13 protein-coding genes and 2 pseudogenes are annotated in these 16227 nt (G+C 42.5%); 13 read left to right on the top strand and 2 right to left on the bottom strand.

The annotated features are described in order from the left end of the window. The 11 genes and pseudogenes from ACFIMI_RS02375 to ACFIMI_RS02325 all read left to right on the top strand — a co-directional run. The coding region (locus ACFIMI_RS02375) for a ShlB/FhaC/HecB family hemolysin secretion/activation protein (protein ID WP_375692208.1) at window positions 1-651 on the top strand (651 nt) is incomplete at its 5' end. A 25-nt stretch (window positions 652-676) separates the two neighbouring features. Further along, a complete protein-coding gene (locus ACFIMI_RS02370; RefSeq protein WP_375692207.1) occupies window positions 677-7921 on the top strand; it encodes a hemagglutinin repeat-containing protein in 7245 nt (2414 codons plus the stop codon). 68 nt (window positions 7922-7989) lie between these two features. Further along, window positions 7990-8580: a hypothetical protein gene (locus ACFIMI_RS02365; RefSeq protein ID WP_375613041.1), complete on the top strand. Its 591-nt coding sequence runs from the start codon at window positions 7990-7992 to the stop codon at window positions 8578-8580. 2 nt (window positions 8581-8582) lie between these two features. Further along, on the top strand, window positions 8583-8996 hold the full coding sequence (locus ACFIMI_RS02360; protein ID WP_375692206.1) for a hypothetical protein: 414 nt from the start codon (window positions 8583-8585) through the stop codon (window positions 8994-8996). Next, window positions 8993-9394 carry a hypothetical protein gene (locus tag ACFIMI_RS02355; protein ID WP_375689253.1) on the top strand — a complete coding sequence of 134 codons (402 nt, stop codon included), beginning with the start codon at window positions 8993-8995 and terminating at the stop codon, window positions 9392-9394. Before ACFIMI_RS02360 ends, ACFIMI_RS02355 begins: the two co-directional genes overlap by 4 nt. A gap of 12 nt (window positions 9395-9406) precedes the next feature. Continuing rightward, complete coding sequence (locus ACFIMI_RS02350) at window positions 9407-10171, top strand: filamentous hemagglutinin (protein WP_375613052.1); 765 nt, start codon at window positions 9407-9409, stop codon at window positions 10169-10171. Then, window positions 10168-10569 carry a hypothetical protein gene (locus ACFIMI_RS02345; protein WP_375613038.1) on the top strand — a complete coding sequence of 134 codons (402 nt, stop codon included), beginning with the start codon at window positions 10168-10170 and terminating at the stop codon, window positions 10567-10569. The genes ACFIMI_RS02350 and ACFIMI_RS02345 overlap by 4 nt, the downstream gene beginning before the upstream one ends. A gap of 180 nt (window positions 10570-10749) precedes the next feature. Next, complete coding sequence (locus ACFIMI_RS02340; RefSeq protein ID WP_375613037.1) at window positions 10750-11226, top strand: hypothetical protein; 477 nt, start codon at window positions 10750-10752, stop codon at window positions 11224-11226. A 740-nt stretch (window positions 11227-11966) separates the two neighbouring features. After that, window positions 11967-12322 (top strand): annotated as a pseudogene (locus ACFIMI_RS02335) (glycoside hydrolase family protein); the annotation flags it as partial. Then, window positions 12319-12546, top strand: a complete 228-nt coding sequence (locus tag ACFIMI_RS02330) for a hypothetical protein (protein WP_375613036.1) — start codon at window positions 12319-12321, stop codon at window positions 12544-12546. The pseudogene ACFIMI_RS02335 and the gene ACFIMI_RS02330, both read left to right, overlap by 4 nt. A 131-nt stretch (window positions 12547-12677) precedes the next feature. Further along, a complete protein-coding gene (locus ACFIMI_RS02325) occupies window positions 12678-12884 on the top strand; it encodes a hypothetical protein (RefSeq protein ID WP_375613035.1) in 207 nt (68 codons plus the stop codon). 61 nt (window positions 12885-12945) lie between these two features. Here ACFIMI_RS02325 and ACFIMI_RS02320 read toward each other — a convergent pair whose 3' ends face one another. Together ACFIMI_RS02320 and ACFIMI_RS02315 are read right to left on the bottom strand one after the other, a co-directional pair. Next, window positions 12946-13218: a type II toxin-antitoxin system YafQ family toxin gene (locus ACFIMI_RS02320; RefSeq protein ID WP_375613051.1), complete on the bottom strand. Its 273-nt coding sequence runs from the start codon at window positions 13216-13218 to the stop codon at window positions 12946-12948. A gap of 9 nt (window positions 13219-13227) precedes the next feature. Then, window positions 13228-13508, bottom strand: a pseudogene (locus ACFIMI_RS02315) (type II toxin-antitoxin system RelB/DinJ family antitoxin). A gap of 277 nt (window positions 13509-13785) precedes the next feature. Here ACFIMI_RS02315 and ACFIMI_RS02310 point away from each other — a divergent pair. Then, window positions 13786-14748 (top strand): L-threonylcarbamoyladenylate synthase, encoded by a 963-nt coding sequence (locus ACFIMI_RS02310; protein WP_375613034.1) that lies wholly within the window; start codon window positions 13786-13788, stop codon window positions 14746-14748. A gap of 2 nt (window positions 14749-14750) precedes the next feature. Beyond that, window positions 14751-16160, top strand: coding sequence for an FAD-binding oxidoreductase (locus ACFIMI_RS02305; protein WP_375629535.1), 1410 nt, complete (start codon window positions 14751-14753; stop codon window positions 16158-16160). Window positions 16161-16227 lie beyond the last annotated feature (67 nt).

The following is a 16227-nucleotide window of genomic DNA, read 5'->3' as shown; positions in this document are numbered from 1 at the left end:
GGCAATAAGATTGAAGTGGGCAGCCGTCAATATAGCGTCGCCAATTTTGGCATTTCGCATTCGCGCCAGATGTTGGGTGGGACTTGGACCTTTGATGTGAGTTATTTGCAAGGGCTCCCTTTGTTTCATTCTGTCAAGAAGCACGATCCAGGAGCAGGGGATGCGGAGCCACAATTTGCCAAATTTACTGGTACGCTTAGTGTCATGACGCCTTTTAAGGTAGGGGGCTTGGACTTTATACTGAGCAATCTTTTGAGTGGTCAATATTCACCGCATAATTTATTGGGTGCGGAGCAGATTTCGTTGGGGGGCGCCTCCAATGTTCGTGGCACGCGTGAGAGTTTGCTTTTTGGCAATAACGGTTTTTTTAGCCGGAATGATTTGTTGTTGCGCACTATTCCGTGGAGCAATCACGCGACCTTCAAAAAGGTTTTTGGAGAACTTCGCCCTTATGTTGGTTTGGATTATGGGCGTGTGTTTTCGCAAGCTTTGTATGGGATTAAGAGTGACCAGCTTGCCGGTTGGACAGCAGGTGTCAAGCTTGCGGGAGGCATGGTCTCTCTTGATGCCAGTTATTCCAGTATTTTTTGGAGCACAGTTAAGCACAAAAAATCAGGAACATTTTTTATGACATTAACAATGGAACTTTAAGCATTTTTTATTGGGGAGTTAAAGTATGAGATATGAGAAGAGAGCAGAAAGAGCAGCTTTATTAGGTGTTTTAGTCTCCAGTACGATGCTCAAAAAGGTTTTATTTGGGGGACTTGGTTTTTCTTGTTTGTTAGCACCTTCAGCGTTACAGGCACAAATTACTGTGGATCCTAACGCTCATGCCGCCAATCGTCCAGATATAGTAGCAGCGCCCAATGGGGTTCCTTCCATTGATATTGTTACCCCCAATGGCAAGGGCTTATCACACAATAAATATAACGATTTTAATATTGGAAATCCAGGTGTGATTTGGAACAATCATGCGCAAGAAGTGGGGCAATCGCAGTTGGGGGGCATTATGCCGGGCAATCCGCATTTGCGCCTCACGGGTTCGGCGAAAGTGATTTTAAATGAAGTGACCAGCAGCAAGCGCAGTGCGCTTCATGGTCCAGGAGAGGTTTTTGGGCATCAAGCTGATGTGATTATAGCCAATCCCAACGGCATAAGCTGTAATGGTTGTGGCTTTATCAATACGCCCCATGCGACCTTAACCACGGGTGTACCCGAAATTGATGCGAGTGGTTTTCTGAAAGGTTTTCAGGTGCGAGGAGGGGATATCACCTTTGGCCTCCAGGGAGCCAATTTTTTTTCTGGCAAGGGTTCGGTTGATATTGTCGATATTGTCTCACGCACAGTGCATTTTGAAGGAGCGGTTGCGGGCAAAGAAATTGGAGTGACAGCAGGGACGGGTCACTTTGATTATGCTTCTCGGCAGATGAAAGAACTGACCGATATTACTGGTAAACCGGAATATGCGATAGATGGTTCTGCTTTGGGGGCTCTACAGGCGGATCAGATTAAACTTGTGGCAACAGAACAAGGAGTTGGGGTTCGCATGCGCCATGATATGGCAGCGAATGCGGGGCAGTTGCATCTTTCTGCTGACGGAAAAATCTCGTTGAAGAATGTTTTTGGTCATGGGGGTGTTGTTCTTCAATCAAAAAGCGATACCCTTCATGCAGAGAACATTACATCCAAAAAGCATATTGCGATTGCAGCAAAAAAAGGTGTCATGTTAGAAACGGTTGGCGCGGAAGGTCATTTGAGCGTAGATGCCCAGGATGGGCTTTTATCAATTGCCGGAAAAGCTACCTCGGGGGGCAATTTGGAGCTTTCTTCGCACCATGCTCTTCAAGTTTCAGGGCTAGGCGCAGGCGCTGATGTAACACTTGAAACAGATGGAGCGCTTAATATTGGTGGCACTGTTTTAGCTGGGGGCAATCTCAGGGCGCATGCCGGTGGTGATATACAAGCCCATTTTTTAGCTGGTGGGGTTGATATGGCAGCCACGCAAGCAGCTGGCAGCCTTGTTCTTGGCACAAAAGGGGATGTTGATCTCCAGAGCAGTCAAGGTGCGATTTTTGCTGAAAGTATTTATGGGGCAGGAGATATCACCCTGGTTTCTCATAATGGGCTCTCTGTTTCCCAAACAATTCTGTCGCATCACAATGTTGCCATTCATGTTGACCCCCATGCCGGCATTCATTTTGGGCAAGTTTTAGCCTATGGCAGAGCAGACATTCATGGTGGGGCGGTTGATTTTTCTTCTTTGATGACGGGTGATGATGCCGTTTTAAAGGTGGGAAGTCTTGATGCAGGCACACTGATGACAGGTTTAGATTTTGTTCACTCTCAGGTGAGCCCTTCAAACCCTACAGGTGCTCTTGTTTTTCATGATAAAGGTTCCCTTTTTGCTACAGCGCAAGAGGGTATAAAGGTTGGGCATATTATCAGTGGTGGCAATATTGAACTTTTTGCTGGCAACGACATTTATTATGATCAGGTCATTGGCTATGGCAGTGCAACCCTGACCTCGGTATCAGGAGGGATCAGCGTTGAGAATGTGCTGTCTGCTACGGGGGATGTGAGATTGACAGCAAACACACTGGATTTGAGCAATGATCGTTCTCATATTTACACGCCGCAAACGCTATATTTAACTGCGGATCATATTTATGTCTCGGGCAGCACGCTGATTTATGGTGGTTTAGATTTTCAAAGCACCAATGTTCTTGATATTCACCATGCACGGCTACAAGCCATTACCGATGAAGGAGGGACTGGAGATATTCTTTTTGTTGCTCCAGGCGTTATGGTGGATCAGTTCACATCGGTTTTAGCAGCACGAGATTTTATCATCAAAACCGGGGAGCTTGAAAATAGCGGTCAATTGGCAGCGGGTCATGATTTAGCTTTTAGCGTGACGGGCGATGTGACCAACAGCAAAACGGGTTTAATTTATGTAAAGGGCAATGGTGCTTTACAAGTTGATGGGGCTTTGCTCAATGATTTTGGCGCTATTATGGCAGAAGGCAATTTATTTTTCACCAATGCAGCTGGTACTGGAAAAAGCCTTTCGCTTGTGAATAAAGCGGGCGTTATTCAAGCAGGTGGAAACTTAAATATCCAAACCAACAGTCTCAAAAACGAAGCCGATAGCATGCCTGTCATCACGGAAAAAACGGAAGAAGTCGCCATAGCATTCGAAAAACCAAAGGGTTTTAATTTGCTCAATGAACAGAATTTATATCACGATATGAAGAGAGAGCGTTGGGGAAAGGGGTATGTTACGTATATATTAATAGGTGGAGAGGATTATATGCATACTCAAGGAGGGTATCTTAAGGAAGAATTTGTATTTGATAAAAAGCTTTGGGCTAACAAAGAGGGAACCTATGGCACGGCAACTTTGCAAGGTGGAACAGTCTATAAGGCATTCACTTGGAAATATGATAAAAGAAAAGGAGATATAGAACGCTATCAATGGAATAATCAGTCATACATGACAGAGAAGACTGTCACGCAGAGTTTTTCGCATAAACCGGCTGCTCAGGGGATGATACAATCTAGTGGCAATCTCATCATTAATGCCGATACCATTGACAACCACTATAGCATTATACAAGCAGGAGGAAATGCCGATATCCACGCCAATGTGCTCACCAATTTGGGGCCAACGGTTTATAAAAACACTTATATGGGTTGTAATGCTAATACGGATGCTTATTGTTATGGTTATAAAGCTGATGGAAGCCGCGATGTTTCCTTAGATATAGCTAATGGCACTTATCGCCAGACCGGTTCAGAAGCTCTTGATGCAGTTCCTGGTCTTGTCCAAGCGGGTGGCACTTTAAATCTGGTGGTTGATCAACTCAACAACAAGGCAGGGGAAGGTTCTATTACAGGGGATGCGCATTTTAAAGCACAAGCAGTTGAAGGCAATCCGCTGGAGTCCTTAAGCGGTTTAACCGGGGCTGGTGCTTTGTTTACACCAAAAGTGGATATCAATGGTGCAGGAGAACTTTCTGAGGGTCTCCCTTTGCCAAAGCCTCAATCGGGTGGGGTTGGTGGCACGCTGCCCAACCAGAATTTTATTTATGAAACGCGGGCAGAATTCCTTGATGTTGGCAAGTTTTATGGCTCAGCCTATTATTTGAACAGAATTGGCTACAAGCCTGACAGAGAGATTTTTTTCTTAGGCGATGCCTATTTTGAAAAGGAATTGATTGAAAAACAAATGCGTGATCTGGTCGGTCAAGGTTTGGGCAAAGGTTCCTTTATTCCAGGAAGTGATGCCATTGAACAAGTCAAAACCTTGCTGGATGTCGGGGCAGAATATGCAAAAGCCCACAATTTGATTTTTGGAGAGCCTTTGAGTGAAGAACAATTGGCGTCCCTAGAAGCTCCAATGGTGATTTATGTGCGCCAAAGTGTAAGGGGCATGGATGTTTATGCTCCGGTGCTTTACATCCCCGAAAAAGACAGAGCCTCCTTTGTTTCTGCTGGGGCTTTGATCATGGGCGATGATGTCAATATCACCAGCCAGAATACCAGCAATTCCACGATAACCAATTCAGGGCGTATTGCGGCAAACCACCAATTGCATGTGCATGGCGGGGATATCTTAAGTCAAGGAGGGCATTTTGCGGCGGGTGGTGATGCTGTTATCCTTGCGGAGAAGAATATTCGTTTGGATGCAGGGCGCACAACGGTTGACGGCGTGGAGACAGTATTAAACACCGAGGCGCTTTCTGCTGGTGGCAATGCGAGCGTGATTGCCAAGCAAGATATCACCGCCTCAGGGGTGGGGATCACCACCGGAGGTGATCTTGCCATGGCTACAGAACAAGGCAACTTGACGATCGGTTCAGCAGAAACCCATTACCATGATGAACAGGGTGATGCCACCATGCATCATAAATCGGAAGTCAGTTCTGGGGGTTCAACAGTCTTTTCATCAGGAAAAAATCTCAATATTTTAGGCTCAGATGTTCAAGCAACGGATAAACTTCTCTTGCAAGCTGAGAGGAATATTTCGATTGATGCCACACGCAACAGTATGGACAATCAGAATGGGAGTGAAACCTCCCATGTTGCCTTGCACAATGGCTCTCATCTAAGTTCTGGAAAGAATATGGATATCATATCGGGGCACGATATCCATGTCTCTGCTTCCGATATAGATGCCAAGGGCAAGGTGGGGCTGAAAGCCAGTAACGATATTTTAATCAACAATGCAGAAGATAGCTTAAATTATGAGATGTCTGATCACAAAGAGGATGGAATATTTAGTGAGAGAGTCCATAATAATGTTGAGGCTACCCAAGTCGTGAGCTCAAGTATAACAGGCGGTGAAGGGATAGCCTTTGAATCTGGCAACGATACAAAAATCATTGGGTCGATGCTTCTTGCTGGAAAAAAAGAGGAAACACCAGATCAAGCAAAAGCGGATATTTCTATTCATTCTGGTGGGAATATTCTTATAAAAGGCGCTCAAGAACACTACGACCAGCAATACCAATCGTCTTCAAGTAGCTTTTTGCATGAGGAATCGTCCGATAGTTCTCAATCGCATACCACAACGGTCTCCTCTATCCTTGGGGCGACGGGCAACATCGTGTTAGACGCACAAGGAGAAGCCAAGATTTCTGCTTCTCATCTGCTTTCCGGTCAAAATATCAATGTGAGTGGAGAAAGTGTGACGATTGATGGTATGACAGATCACCATAGCAGCTACTCAGAAGAACATGCATCTGGTTTGGGCGCGGGTTCAGGCAAGGACTTTTTATCGATATATGGGAGTGAGACAAAGACAGAAAATGAAGAAAGTTTTGAACATCAAGGCTCTTCTCTCAATGCGAATGGCACTATCAACATCACTGCTAAGAAAAAAGATGTGACAATTGTTGGCTCTGATCTTGCAGGTGAGAATATTAACCTTTCGGCAGCTCGTGATGTCAATGTGCTTGTGGGTCATAATAGCCATAAGTCAAATTCTGAAGAAAAGCGTTCAGGTTTTGGCATTCAGTTTGGAAAGAGCAGCAGTAGTGTTTCTTTGGGTGTTGGGGTTGCAAGCGTCAAAGATACGGGCGATCAATGGGAAACCACTTCCGCACAATCACACATCATGGCACGCCGAGATGTGCAGATTACTGCTGACAATGATGTAAATATGCAAGCAGCTATTGTTTCGGCAAATCGTGATGTGAACATTGATGCCGGTAATAATATCACGCTTTCGGAAAGCCAAGATATCTCTAAGACACAAAAAAAACATGAAAATTTCTTTGCTGGTGTTACAGGTTCTGTCAATGTTGGCATTCTTAGTACCATACAAGATATAAAGGATGCAGGAAAACATTTTGGTCATGGGGATACAAAACACAAAATCGGCAATGGCATCATTCTTGGTCTAAAAGGCAAAGATCTCTATAACAAAGGCAAAGATCTCTATAATGGGATAAAGAGCGGATCAACAAAAGATTCCCTTCTCAAGATGGTGGATATTTCTACCAGTGTTACCGTAGGCTTTAAGACTGAAAAGGAAGAGAAGTCTTCTCAGACATCTACTGCTGTAACCAATAGCATAGAAGCTGGGCGTTCTGTCAATATGAAAGCCCACAAAGGCAGCATCCATGGTGTTGGAGCTGATATTATCGCTGGCACCAATCCTGTTTATGCAAATGATCCGCAGAGCGGGAATATCAACTTGGAAGCAGGACAGCATATTACCTTTGAAAGTGCGCAAAACAAGAAAAGCACACAAAACCATAACCAAAGCGCTTCAATGAATATTGGAGCCAGTTATGGTACTGGTGGCGCAGGGGTAACAGGCAGTGCTGCTTTTAGTCAAGGGGAAGGTTCCAGTGAACAGGTTCAACAAAAGAACAGCCATATTGTTGGCACAGGTACTGTTCATACCACGAGTGGGGCAAACACCACATTGGCAGGCGCCGTGGTTTCTGGAGAGCGTGTAAAAATGGAAGTAGGAGGTGATTTTACCGTTGTCAGCCGCAGTGATACGGGACAAAGTTCCAGCAAAAAAAACTCTGTTTCTGTCGGGGTTAAAGGCAATGGAAAGCCTGATGGTGCATCAATAAACGTCTCTTTCCAAAATGATCAATCCTCCAGCGATTATCACAGTGTTGTGGAACAATCAGGCATTAAAGCCCGTGATGACGGCTTTGAGATCACCGTTAAAGATAAAACAACGCTGACTGGAGGTATTATTGAAAGCACAGCCTTGGCAGAAAAAAACAGCCTGACCACAGGAAGCATCAGCACCAGTGATATTACCAACAGTGCGAGTGCCAAAGCCAGCAGTGATGGGATTAGCATTGCAGCGGGTGGTGCAATGGGCGAATACGACATCGCTAAAAACATTGCCAAAAATGTTTTAGATCATGCAGAACAACAGGATTCAAGGGAAGGATATACCAAATCCGCTATCAGCAATGGCACTATCGTCATTACTGATGAAGCAGGGCAGAAGGCATTAACAGGGCAAGGCGTTGATCAAACCATAGCTTCCCTTAACCGTAATACCGCTGAAGCTCATAAGGGTGTATCACAAATAGATGTCACTAAGCTGGAACAAACAGCTGGTGAAGACCGTAAAATGGCAACAGAATTGCTGGAAGAAGGATTTAAATACAGTGATAAAGCCTATAAAAAATATAGTGAAGAAGCCTCTAAAAAGCGCAATGATGTAGCCCCTAAAAAGCGCAATGCTGAAGCCTCTAAAAAGCGTAATGCTGAAGCCCCTAAAAAGCGCAATGATGTAGCCCCTAAAAAGCGCAATGCTGAAGCCCCTAAAAAGCGCAATGATGTAGCCCCTAAAAAGCGTAATGCTGAAGCTCCTAAAAAGCACAATGATGTAGCCCCTAAAAAGCGTAATGCTGAAGCCTCTAAAAAGCGCATGATGGAGTAGAAGGGGAAACCAAATCTGCTATCAACGATGGGACTATCATCCTTACTGATACAACTGGACAGAGGGCGATGGGGCAAGATGCTGGACAAATCATTGGCTCTCTCAACCGCAACACCGCAGCAGCCCACCAAGCTGTAGGACAGCTAGATGTCGCACCGCTTGAGGGAGCAGTGCATAATCGCGTAGATATGATCAATGATTTATCGGATGAAGGAATTAATATCTTTGAACAGGGCTTTGTAAACATGTTTATCAAAGAGCATTATCTGGCTACCGTGGATCACGATGAAAATGGCAATGTGATCTATGCAAAAGATGAAAATGGGAAATATATAAAAGACAGCCACGGAAATCGACAGCCACAATATCATTATTTAACGCCTGAAGAACAACAGAATTTACAAAAAGGTTCTGATGGCAAGGTTCATGTTTTTCTCAATGGTATTTTTACAACACCAGATGACGCAGCCCATAATGCGGTTCAGTTGGCTGATAACAAGAATGATCCACACTATTTTCTGATGTTCCCTCATAGCGATTCGTTCTTGGTAGATTTGTTCATTGCAGGGTATCAGTATGCTCTAGAAGGTAAGTTGGGTATTTTGACCAATTCGACGAAGAAGTACCAGAATCTGTTGTATAGCCTTGGCAATATATAGGATTGCATACTGATGCGCATAGCCGCGGCAGTATGACAGCGGGCAATGGATCGCATGATTTAGAAAAGCATGGTGTTCATGGTATAGCAAAGAAAACAACGATTAATTTCTTTGGACCAGCTTATAATACTCAAAACATGGCAGATACGTTATATATCTTAAGTGATGGAAAGCAGGATTACGTAAACTTGGAAAATCATAAAAATGACTTTTTTGGTACAAAGATTGGCAAAAATCCTTACACTTTTGAGCAAATACCTCCTGGAAGTGGTCCTTGGAAAGAAGCATGGCAAATATTTAAGGGCTACCCCAGTGTCCATGCTTGTTATGGACATCCAAGTGATGCTTGTACAAAGTTCTATGGATTACCTAATCGTACGCCAATTTATTCAAAATATTCAGGGAGGAAAAAATGAAGAAAATCTTAAAACTGTTGAGTTGCATGGCTTTGTTAAGTATCGCTGGATGTGACTCAAAGCCTCCTTCAAAATACTTTGTTATATGGCAAAAGCCAGATGCAGATTCTACTGAAGTAGCAAAAGCATTGTTAGAGTGTGGTAAGCCAACTCCTTATAATGCCGATACAGAAAATAGTGGATTAGGTTTCGGTGAATGGGCAATAATTCATACTTGTATGCTTCAATCTGGCTTCCACTATAGAAGTGAAAATGGAAAGTGGTGTGAAAATTGTCAAGATGATAGGATTCCGGTGTATCCTCTTAGTGGTTCTATCACGCCTCAGCGAAGTGTTGAGAGACGCTTAAATAGCCCTTATTGTAAAAAACATTCAGAACAACTTGAATGCTATCCTTAAGTCTTGCTTGTGATGATCAACAATCCGCCATCCTTGCCTTCACTTGGAATGGCGCGATTGTTTCCTCACGCACATTATTTAACGGATGAAGAACAACAGAATTTACAAAAAGGTTCTGATGGCAAGGTTCATTTTTTCCTCAATGGTATTCTTACAACACCCTATGAGGCGGCTGTTTATGCAGAGCAACATGCGGACAATAAAAATGTACCGCTTTATTTTGTTGTGTTCCCAGAAGCCGATTCTGCTATTTCAGAACTTCTGGTCGCGGGTTATCAGAAGTTTATGGAAAATAACTTTTTGGGTTTGACCAATTCAACACAAGAAGCAAAAGATCTAATGTCTCGCTATGGTAACACGGGATTGCATTTTGATGCCCATAGTCGTGGCAGTTTGACAGGCTTTAATATGATGAATTCTTTCAAACAAGAAGGTGTAAATGATGTAGCAGGCAATACAACGATCAGTTTCCATGGACCAGCGGCTAATGTTTTGGCGGCATCCGGTTTGTTAGGTTATGTGAGTGGTGGCAAACAAACCACTATTGGTTTTGATGGGCATAGATTTGACGTTGTAAGCAGATTGATTGGTGGCAATGGCTATGCTTATGAGACAATATCTGCTGGTAGTAACTGGTGGACAGAATGGTGGAGAGTGATCATGAATCCCATAAGCTCCCATACCTGTCTTGGAGATGTGGGTCCAAAATGCCAAAAGTTTTATGGCTCATCTCATCGTGAACAATTTCCTTTAAGTAAATCATGGAGTAAAAAATGAAAAAACCTTTAAAATTATTGAGTACATTAACTCTATTAATCATCACTGGTTGTCAATTTAATAAAACTCCTACCTCCTCTATAGGAGCCTGGGAGAAACCGGGAGCAGATTTTACTGAGGTAGGAAAAGCCTTGTTAGAATGTGGCATGCCAACGCCTTATGATGTCGATCCAGAAAACAGAAAGCAGAGCATTAATGCAAAAGCAACAATTTATGCTTGCATGGTTCAATCAGGTTTCCGTGATAAAGTGGGGGGAGGGACTTGGTGCGAGAATCATAAAGCCGAAAACCTTCCCATTTGTCGTCCAGGCGCTGTCATCCCGAGGCGCAGTGTCAAGAAGCGCTTAAACAGCCCTTTTTGTAAAAAATATAAAAATGCACCTGAATGCAAACCTTAAGTCTTGCTGTTTGTGATGGTCAACAATCCCTCATCCTTGCTTTTGCTTGAAATGACGGGATTGTTTCCTCAATCCATCATCTCAATATTGGTCACCGTTGTTTTAAGCAGCGATGACAGAAAATATCAACAAGCTTCCGAGCTGTTTTATAGTAAATAAATCCATTGAAAGAGGGAAAAAATGAAGAAAATCTTAAAACTATTGAGTTGCATAGCTCTCTTAAATACAGCTGGATGTGTTAACCAACCTCCTCCATCAACTTTAGCATTATGGGAAAAGCCAGGTGTCGATAAAGCGATGATCCAACAATCCTTATCAAAATGTGGCTGGAAACCGGTTTATGCTTCTTCTAGTGATATGAATTCGTATGCGAGTGAATTTGCCTCAGTTTATGAGTGTATGAAAAAAGCAGGTTTCCGGTATAAATTGCAAGATTCAAAAGGGCTCTATTTTGTACAACCTCTGAAAAGTGACTCGTTTTTAGCTAATTTGGTGCTAGCTGGATATCAGCAATTGATGGACAATGACACCTTTGGTGTGACCAACAAAACGAAACAGGAACGCGCTTTACTAACGCATTTTGAGGATGAAAGAAAACGTCAGCAAAAGCAAAAAGCTTTACAAAAGCGATCACCAAAGCGTCCTCCCCATCGTTAAAAGGTCGTTGGATAAAATCACGAATGAAGTAGGGGATCAAAGCCGTCTCCTTCTTTATTCAAGCGGGTGGCACTTTAAATAAGGCAGCATTCATGGTGTTGGAGCCGATATTATCGCTGGTACCAATCCTGTTTATGCAAATGGTGAGCAGAGCGGGAATATCACCTTGGGAGCAGGTAAAGATATCATTTTTGAAAGTGTACAAAACCAGCTCGTGGGTGTTGCTACAGCCCTTGGCTCTTAAGACGATTCATAAGAATCATTTTTACTCCTTTCTTCTATAGTTTTTACCCACACATCAGCCCCGCTTATGATGTGCAAGCAAGTGATTTTGATTGATTCAAGAAAAACATTTGAATGCACACTTACCAGAAGAGGAGCATTTAAAAGCAAGTGGTGATCTTGAACAAAAAACAGATTATATCAAGTCACTTGATAACTTTGTTCAGACAGGAGCAAATCCAAGTAGCTTATGGGAGCGTTTTAGAAAATCAGAATTTTCCGAGCATTTAATGGATTTTTTTGCAGGGCTTGCGTTAGGAAAGACACCACAAGAAAGTTTTTCAAATGCATCTATCCTTATGCGGCAGGGCAACAAGGAACGCGCACAATATAAACAAACTTTGCAATTTTTACGCTCTAAAGGGTATAGCGATGAAGATGCGCAAGCACTCACGCAATATCCAGATCTTGCCATGAAAATCATAGGCAACACGTTAAGCCCTCAAGAAGGCTATAGAACACTACTTAAAAGGCTTAATCGGGGGATTATGAATCTGTACCAACCGAATTGCAGAAATGGACCAAAGCGGGAGGCAAACGTTTACAAGGTCTTGTACACCGGCGTGTAGCAGAGGCAGGACTATGGGCGAAAGGGGCTTATGTTTCTTCCAATTATCAAACAGTAGAAACGCAAGCACCAACGGGGGTTTTCAAAGCAGAAGCATTGGCACCGATTATTGGTTCTTTCTCAGGTCTTGGTGGATTTTTAGTGGGCAATGGACCCATTCAATGGGCTTTAGCCGCCATTATGGTTTTAGCCGCATGTACTGGTATTTTCTTTGTTGCTAAACGCTTTCAGGAGCACCGCCTATGATCTTATGGATGAAAAGAAACTTGATGGTAACAGGTGCGGCTTTAGCCGCTTTTTTTATTGCCTTAGCAAGAGCTTTTACTCTTGGGAAAAAAGCAGAGCAACAAAAGCAAACAGAAAAAGCTTTAAAAGCAGCCACAACACGGCTGGAGGTGGAAAGTGAAGTTAATCAAAAAAGTGATGCTGATGTGCATGCTGCTCTCTCTGACTGGTTGCACGACAAATAAATATGCTTCTTCTTGTGTTGGTTGGTTACCTATTTATTTAAGCCGGCAAGATCTGAACGCCATCAGTTCCAATTTAGCAAGAGAGATCTTAAAGCACAATAATCTAGGTGAATGCTTGTGTGGGTGGAAACATGGCTAGAAAAAAAACACAAGACGATATAGAGCTTACAGAATCAGAAAAAGAAATGATCATCACCTATCAAAGCGTGAAAATGATATCTCGCTTGATGAAGTGGATAGCATTTTTTCTTTTTTTGCTTATTCTTGATTTTGCACGCCTCATGGATGCGATAGACAACATCTTCGCTCATTTGAAGCAGTGGTTCTCAAAGAATTAGAAAAACTGTCATACAAGCAAAAACTTCGAAAAATTCTTTTTACTATGAATTGGAGATCCAATCATAAGCGTAGTTCAGAATGCAAACCAAGTCGTAAGAGCTCTAGTGTTTTGGTATTCGACTTTCGATAGATCACAACTAAATCTGGTTTGATATGACAATCACGACAATTGCGCCATTGACCTGTTAGCGCATGATCTCTCCAATGCGCTTTTAGCGGTTCATTCTCCGCTAACGCTTTGACCACAAGCAGCAAATCCTTCTCTAGTGTATTAGCATACCTACCTTTGCTTTCACGTTTAAGGTCAGACCGGAATGAACGCGTATAGACAATATAGCAAGCTTAGGTTTTCTTTTCAGATTTACGCATTTCGGTTCTATCTTCCCGTATCATGGTCCTTAAGCTGTCTAATGATGTATGTTCGACGCATCCCATTTCGGCATCCTCGATAGCTCGTAATGTTTCCGGATTTGGTTGAAAGATCCAAGCGGTAATGTTCGATCTCTAGCAATGCGGGTCATAAACATGCGTACTGCATCCGATACAGTTAAACCCGTAGACTTAATAACTGCACTTGCAATTTCTTGAACTTGATCAGGTATGCGGGCTTGAATTTTTCCCATTTCTAAATCCCCTATTCAATTGTAGTACAATGTACTGCACGTTAAGTCTATGTCAAGAGTTTCAACAATAGCTTTTCACAAGAGAACTTAGCAAAATTCAAAAAATTATTAGAGAAAGTTAGAAGAATAAGATATGTTTTGTAGAAGAATATTGGAAAATCCTATTCCCTAACCTTTATTTATGAACCCCATACTTAAAAAAACATATAAATCAATGTGATATATGAATAAAAAAGAGCATAATATCACTAAAAGAGTGTTATAGAAATGATGTGTCATGACGATTCTACCACTCGATAGTGCTTCGATAAGAGAGGCAATAGCGCTTCTTGAACAAGGGAAGTTAGTAGCGTTACCAACGGAAACTGTTTATGGATTAGCGGGCGATGCAACCAATGGGAGGGCAATTTCTTCTATTTACTCTACGAAGGGTCGTCCACAAATTAATCCTCTTATTGCGCATGTTAGCGGCATCGAAATGGCGGAACGTTATGTTAAAATTGACTTTCTTTCACGCCAATTAATAGAGGAATTTTGGCCAGGGCCTTTGACATTGGTTTTGCCTTTAAAGGAACAGCATAATATCCATCCTTTAACAACCTCTGGTTTGAATACCTTGGCCGTTCGTTTTCCAGACAGTCGTTTTGCGGAAGTGGTACAACATTTTGGCCGTCCACTTGCTGCTCCTAGTGCGAATCAATCGGGGCGTCTTAGCCCTACTTCAGCTGAGGCTGTTTTTGCATCTTTGGGGGAATCTGTTCCTTTGATATTGGACGGAGGACCTGCTAAAATAGGGCTGGAATCAACGATTATTAAAATTTGTGGTGAAAATATTTATCTTTTGCGTCCAGGGGGGCTTGCGGCTGATGAAATTGAAGAGGTTGTGGGGAAGCCTTTAAAACGGATAGATCAAAGGGCGGCGATTGAAGCTCCTGGGATGTTAAAGTCGCATTATGCTCCCAATGCTACGGTTCGTTTGAATGTAGAAAAGGTGGAAAATGGTGAAGCGCTTTTAGCATTTGGTTCAAAGCGTGTTATGGGGGCTGAAAATGCCGTTTCTATTTTAAACCTTAGCGAAGATGGAAAGTTGGAAGAGGCAGCCTCTCATTTATTTCAATATATGAAGGAATTAGATTCATTTAAAGTGAGATGTATCGCAGTAGAACCTATTCCATCATACGGATTAGGAGAGGCTATCAATGATCGTCTTATACGGGCTGCAGCTCCAAAGGAGAAATGAACATGGAGCAGGAATTAATTGAAGGGTTTAGGGAAATTGTTGGTGCTAAGCATGCTATAACGGATCAAGCTTTGATTGCACCGTATTTGCTTGAAGAGCGTGGGCTTTTTCATGGAAAAACACCTTTACTTTTACGTCCATCTTCTTGCGCAGAGGTCTCATCGATTATGCAGTTAGCGAGCAAAACGCGCACACCGATTGTGCCACAGGGTGGAAATACAGGGCTTGTGGGGGGACAACAACCAGATGAAGGAGGAGGGAGCGTTCTTTTATCCATGGAGCGATTAAATAAGATTAGAGCTATAAATCTTGAGGGAAATTTTGTTGTTGTAGAGGCTGGTGTTATTTTACAGGATTTACAGAAAAAAGTGGATGAATCAGGTCGTTTTTTCCCTCTTTCTTTGGCATCTGAAGGTTCTTGCCAAGTAGGAGGCAATCTTTCGTCGAATGCTGGAGGGACAGCTGTTTTAGCTTATGGCAATATGCGTGATCTTTGTCTTGGTTTAGAAGTTGTTTTACCGGATGGGCGTATTTTAGATGATTTGCGTTTTGTTAAAAAAGACAATAGCGGTTACGATTTAAAAGATCTTTTTATTGGTGCAGAAGGCACATTGGGAGTTATAACTGCAGCCGTTTTGAAGATGTTTCCAAAAATAAAAGGAAAAGCTGTTGCTTTGGTGGGATTATATAGTCCGGCGAAGGCTTTAGAGTTTTTATCTCTGGCTCAAGAATATGGAGGAGGGATGTTGACAGGTTTTGAGCTCATGGGAAATCTCAGTTTGCAAATGGCTTTAGATTATAAGATGTGTGAGAAGCCTCCTCTTCAGCGGAAACATGAATGGTATGTATTAATGAACATTTCATCGTTGCAAGGCAATGATGAGGCGTTATCGGTATTGAGTACTATTTTAGAAGAAGCTTTAAAGAATGCGGTGATAGAAGATGCAGTTGTTGCGCAATCTTTAAAACAGCAAGATTTTTTTTGGCAATTACGAGAAAGTATATCATCAGCACAAAAGTTAGCAGGAGGGTCCATTAAGCATGATATTGCAATCCCACTTGCTTCCATTCCTGATTTTATTGCTGAGGCAGCGCTTATTGTTGAAGATATTGCTCCAGGAGCAAGGGTGATTTGTTTTGGACACATGGGCGATGGAAATTTACATTATAATATTACACAACCTGTAGGAGCTGATACGACAGTGTTTTTGCAGTTATGGTCAACAATGAATCATCGCATTCATAGTTTAGTGGTGGACTATAGAGGTGCATTTTCTGCTGAGCATGGAATTGGTCAGCTTAAGCGCGAAGAACTTCGTTCTTTTAAATCGCCTGTCGCATTGGATATTATGCAAGGGATTAAAAAAACACTCGATCCTTTAGGGATAATGAATCCTGGAAAAGTATTATAATTCAAGAATGGTGATCATGCATTTTTGTTTAGATTTTAATAACCAAAAAAGAAACCAGTTGTTTTTT

The organism is Bartonella sp. AP4SXKL, from assembly GCF_042195845.1.
GTDB lineage: Bacteria > Pseudomonadota > Alphaproteobacteria > Rhizobiales > Rhizobiaceae > Bartonella.
The sequence above is the reverse complement of the archived record's forward strand: the minus strand, read 5'-3'. Positions and strand labels throughout refer to the sequence as shown.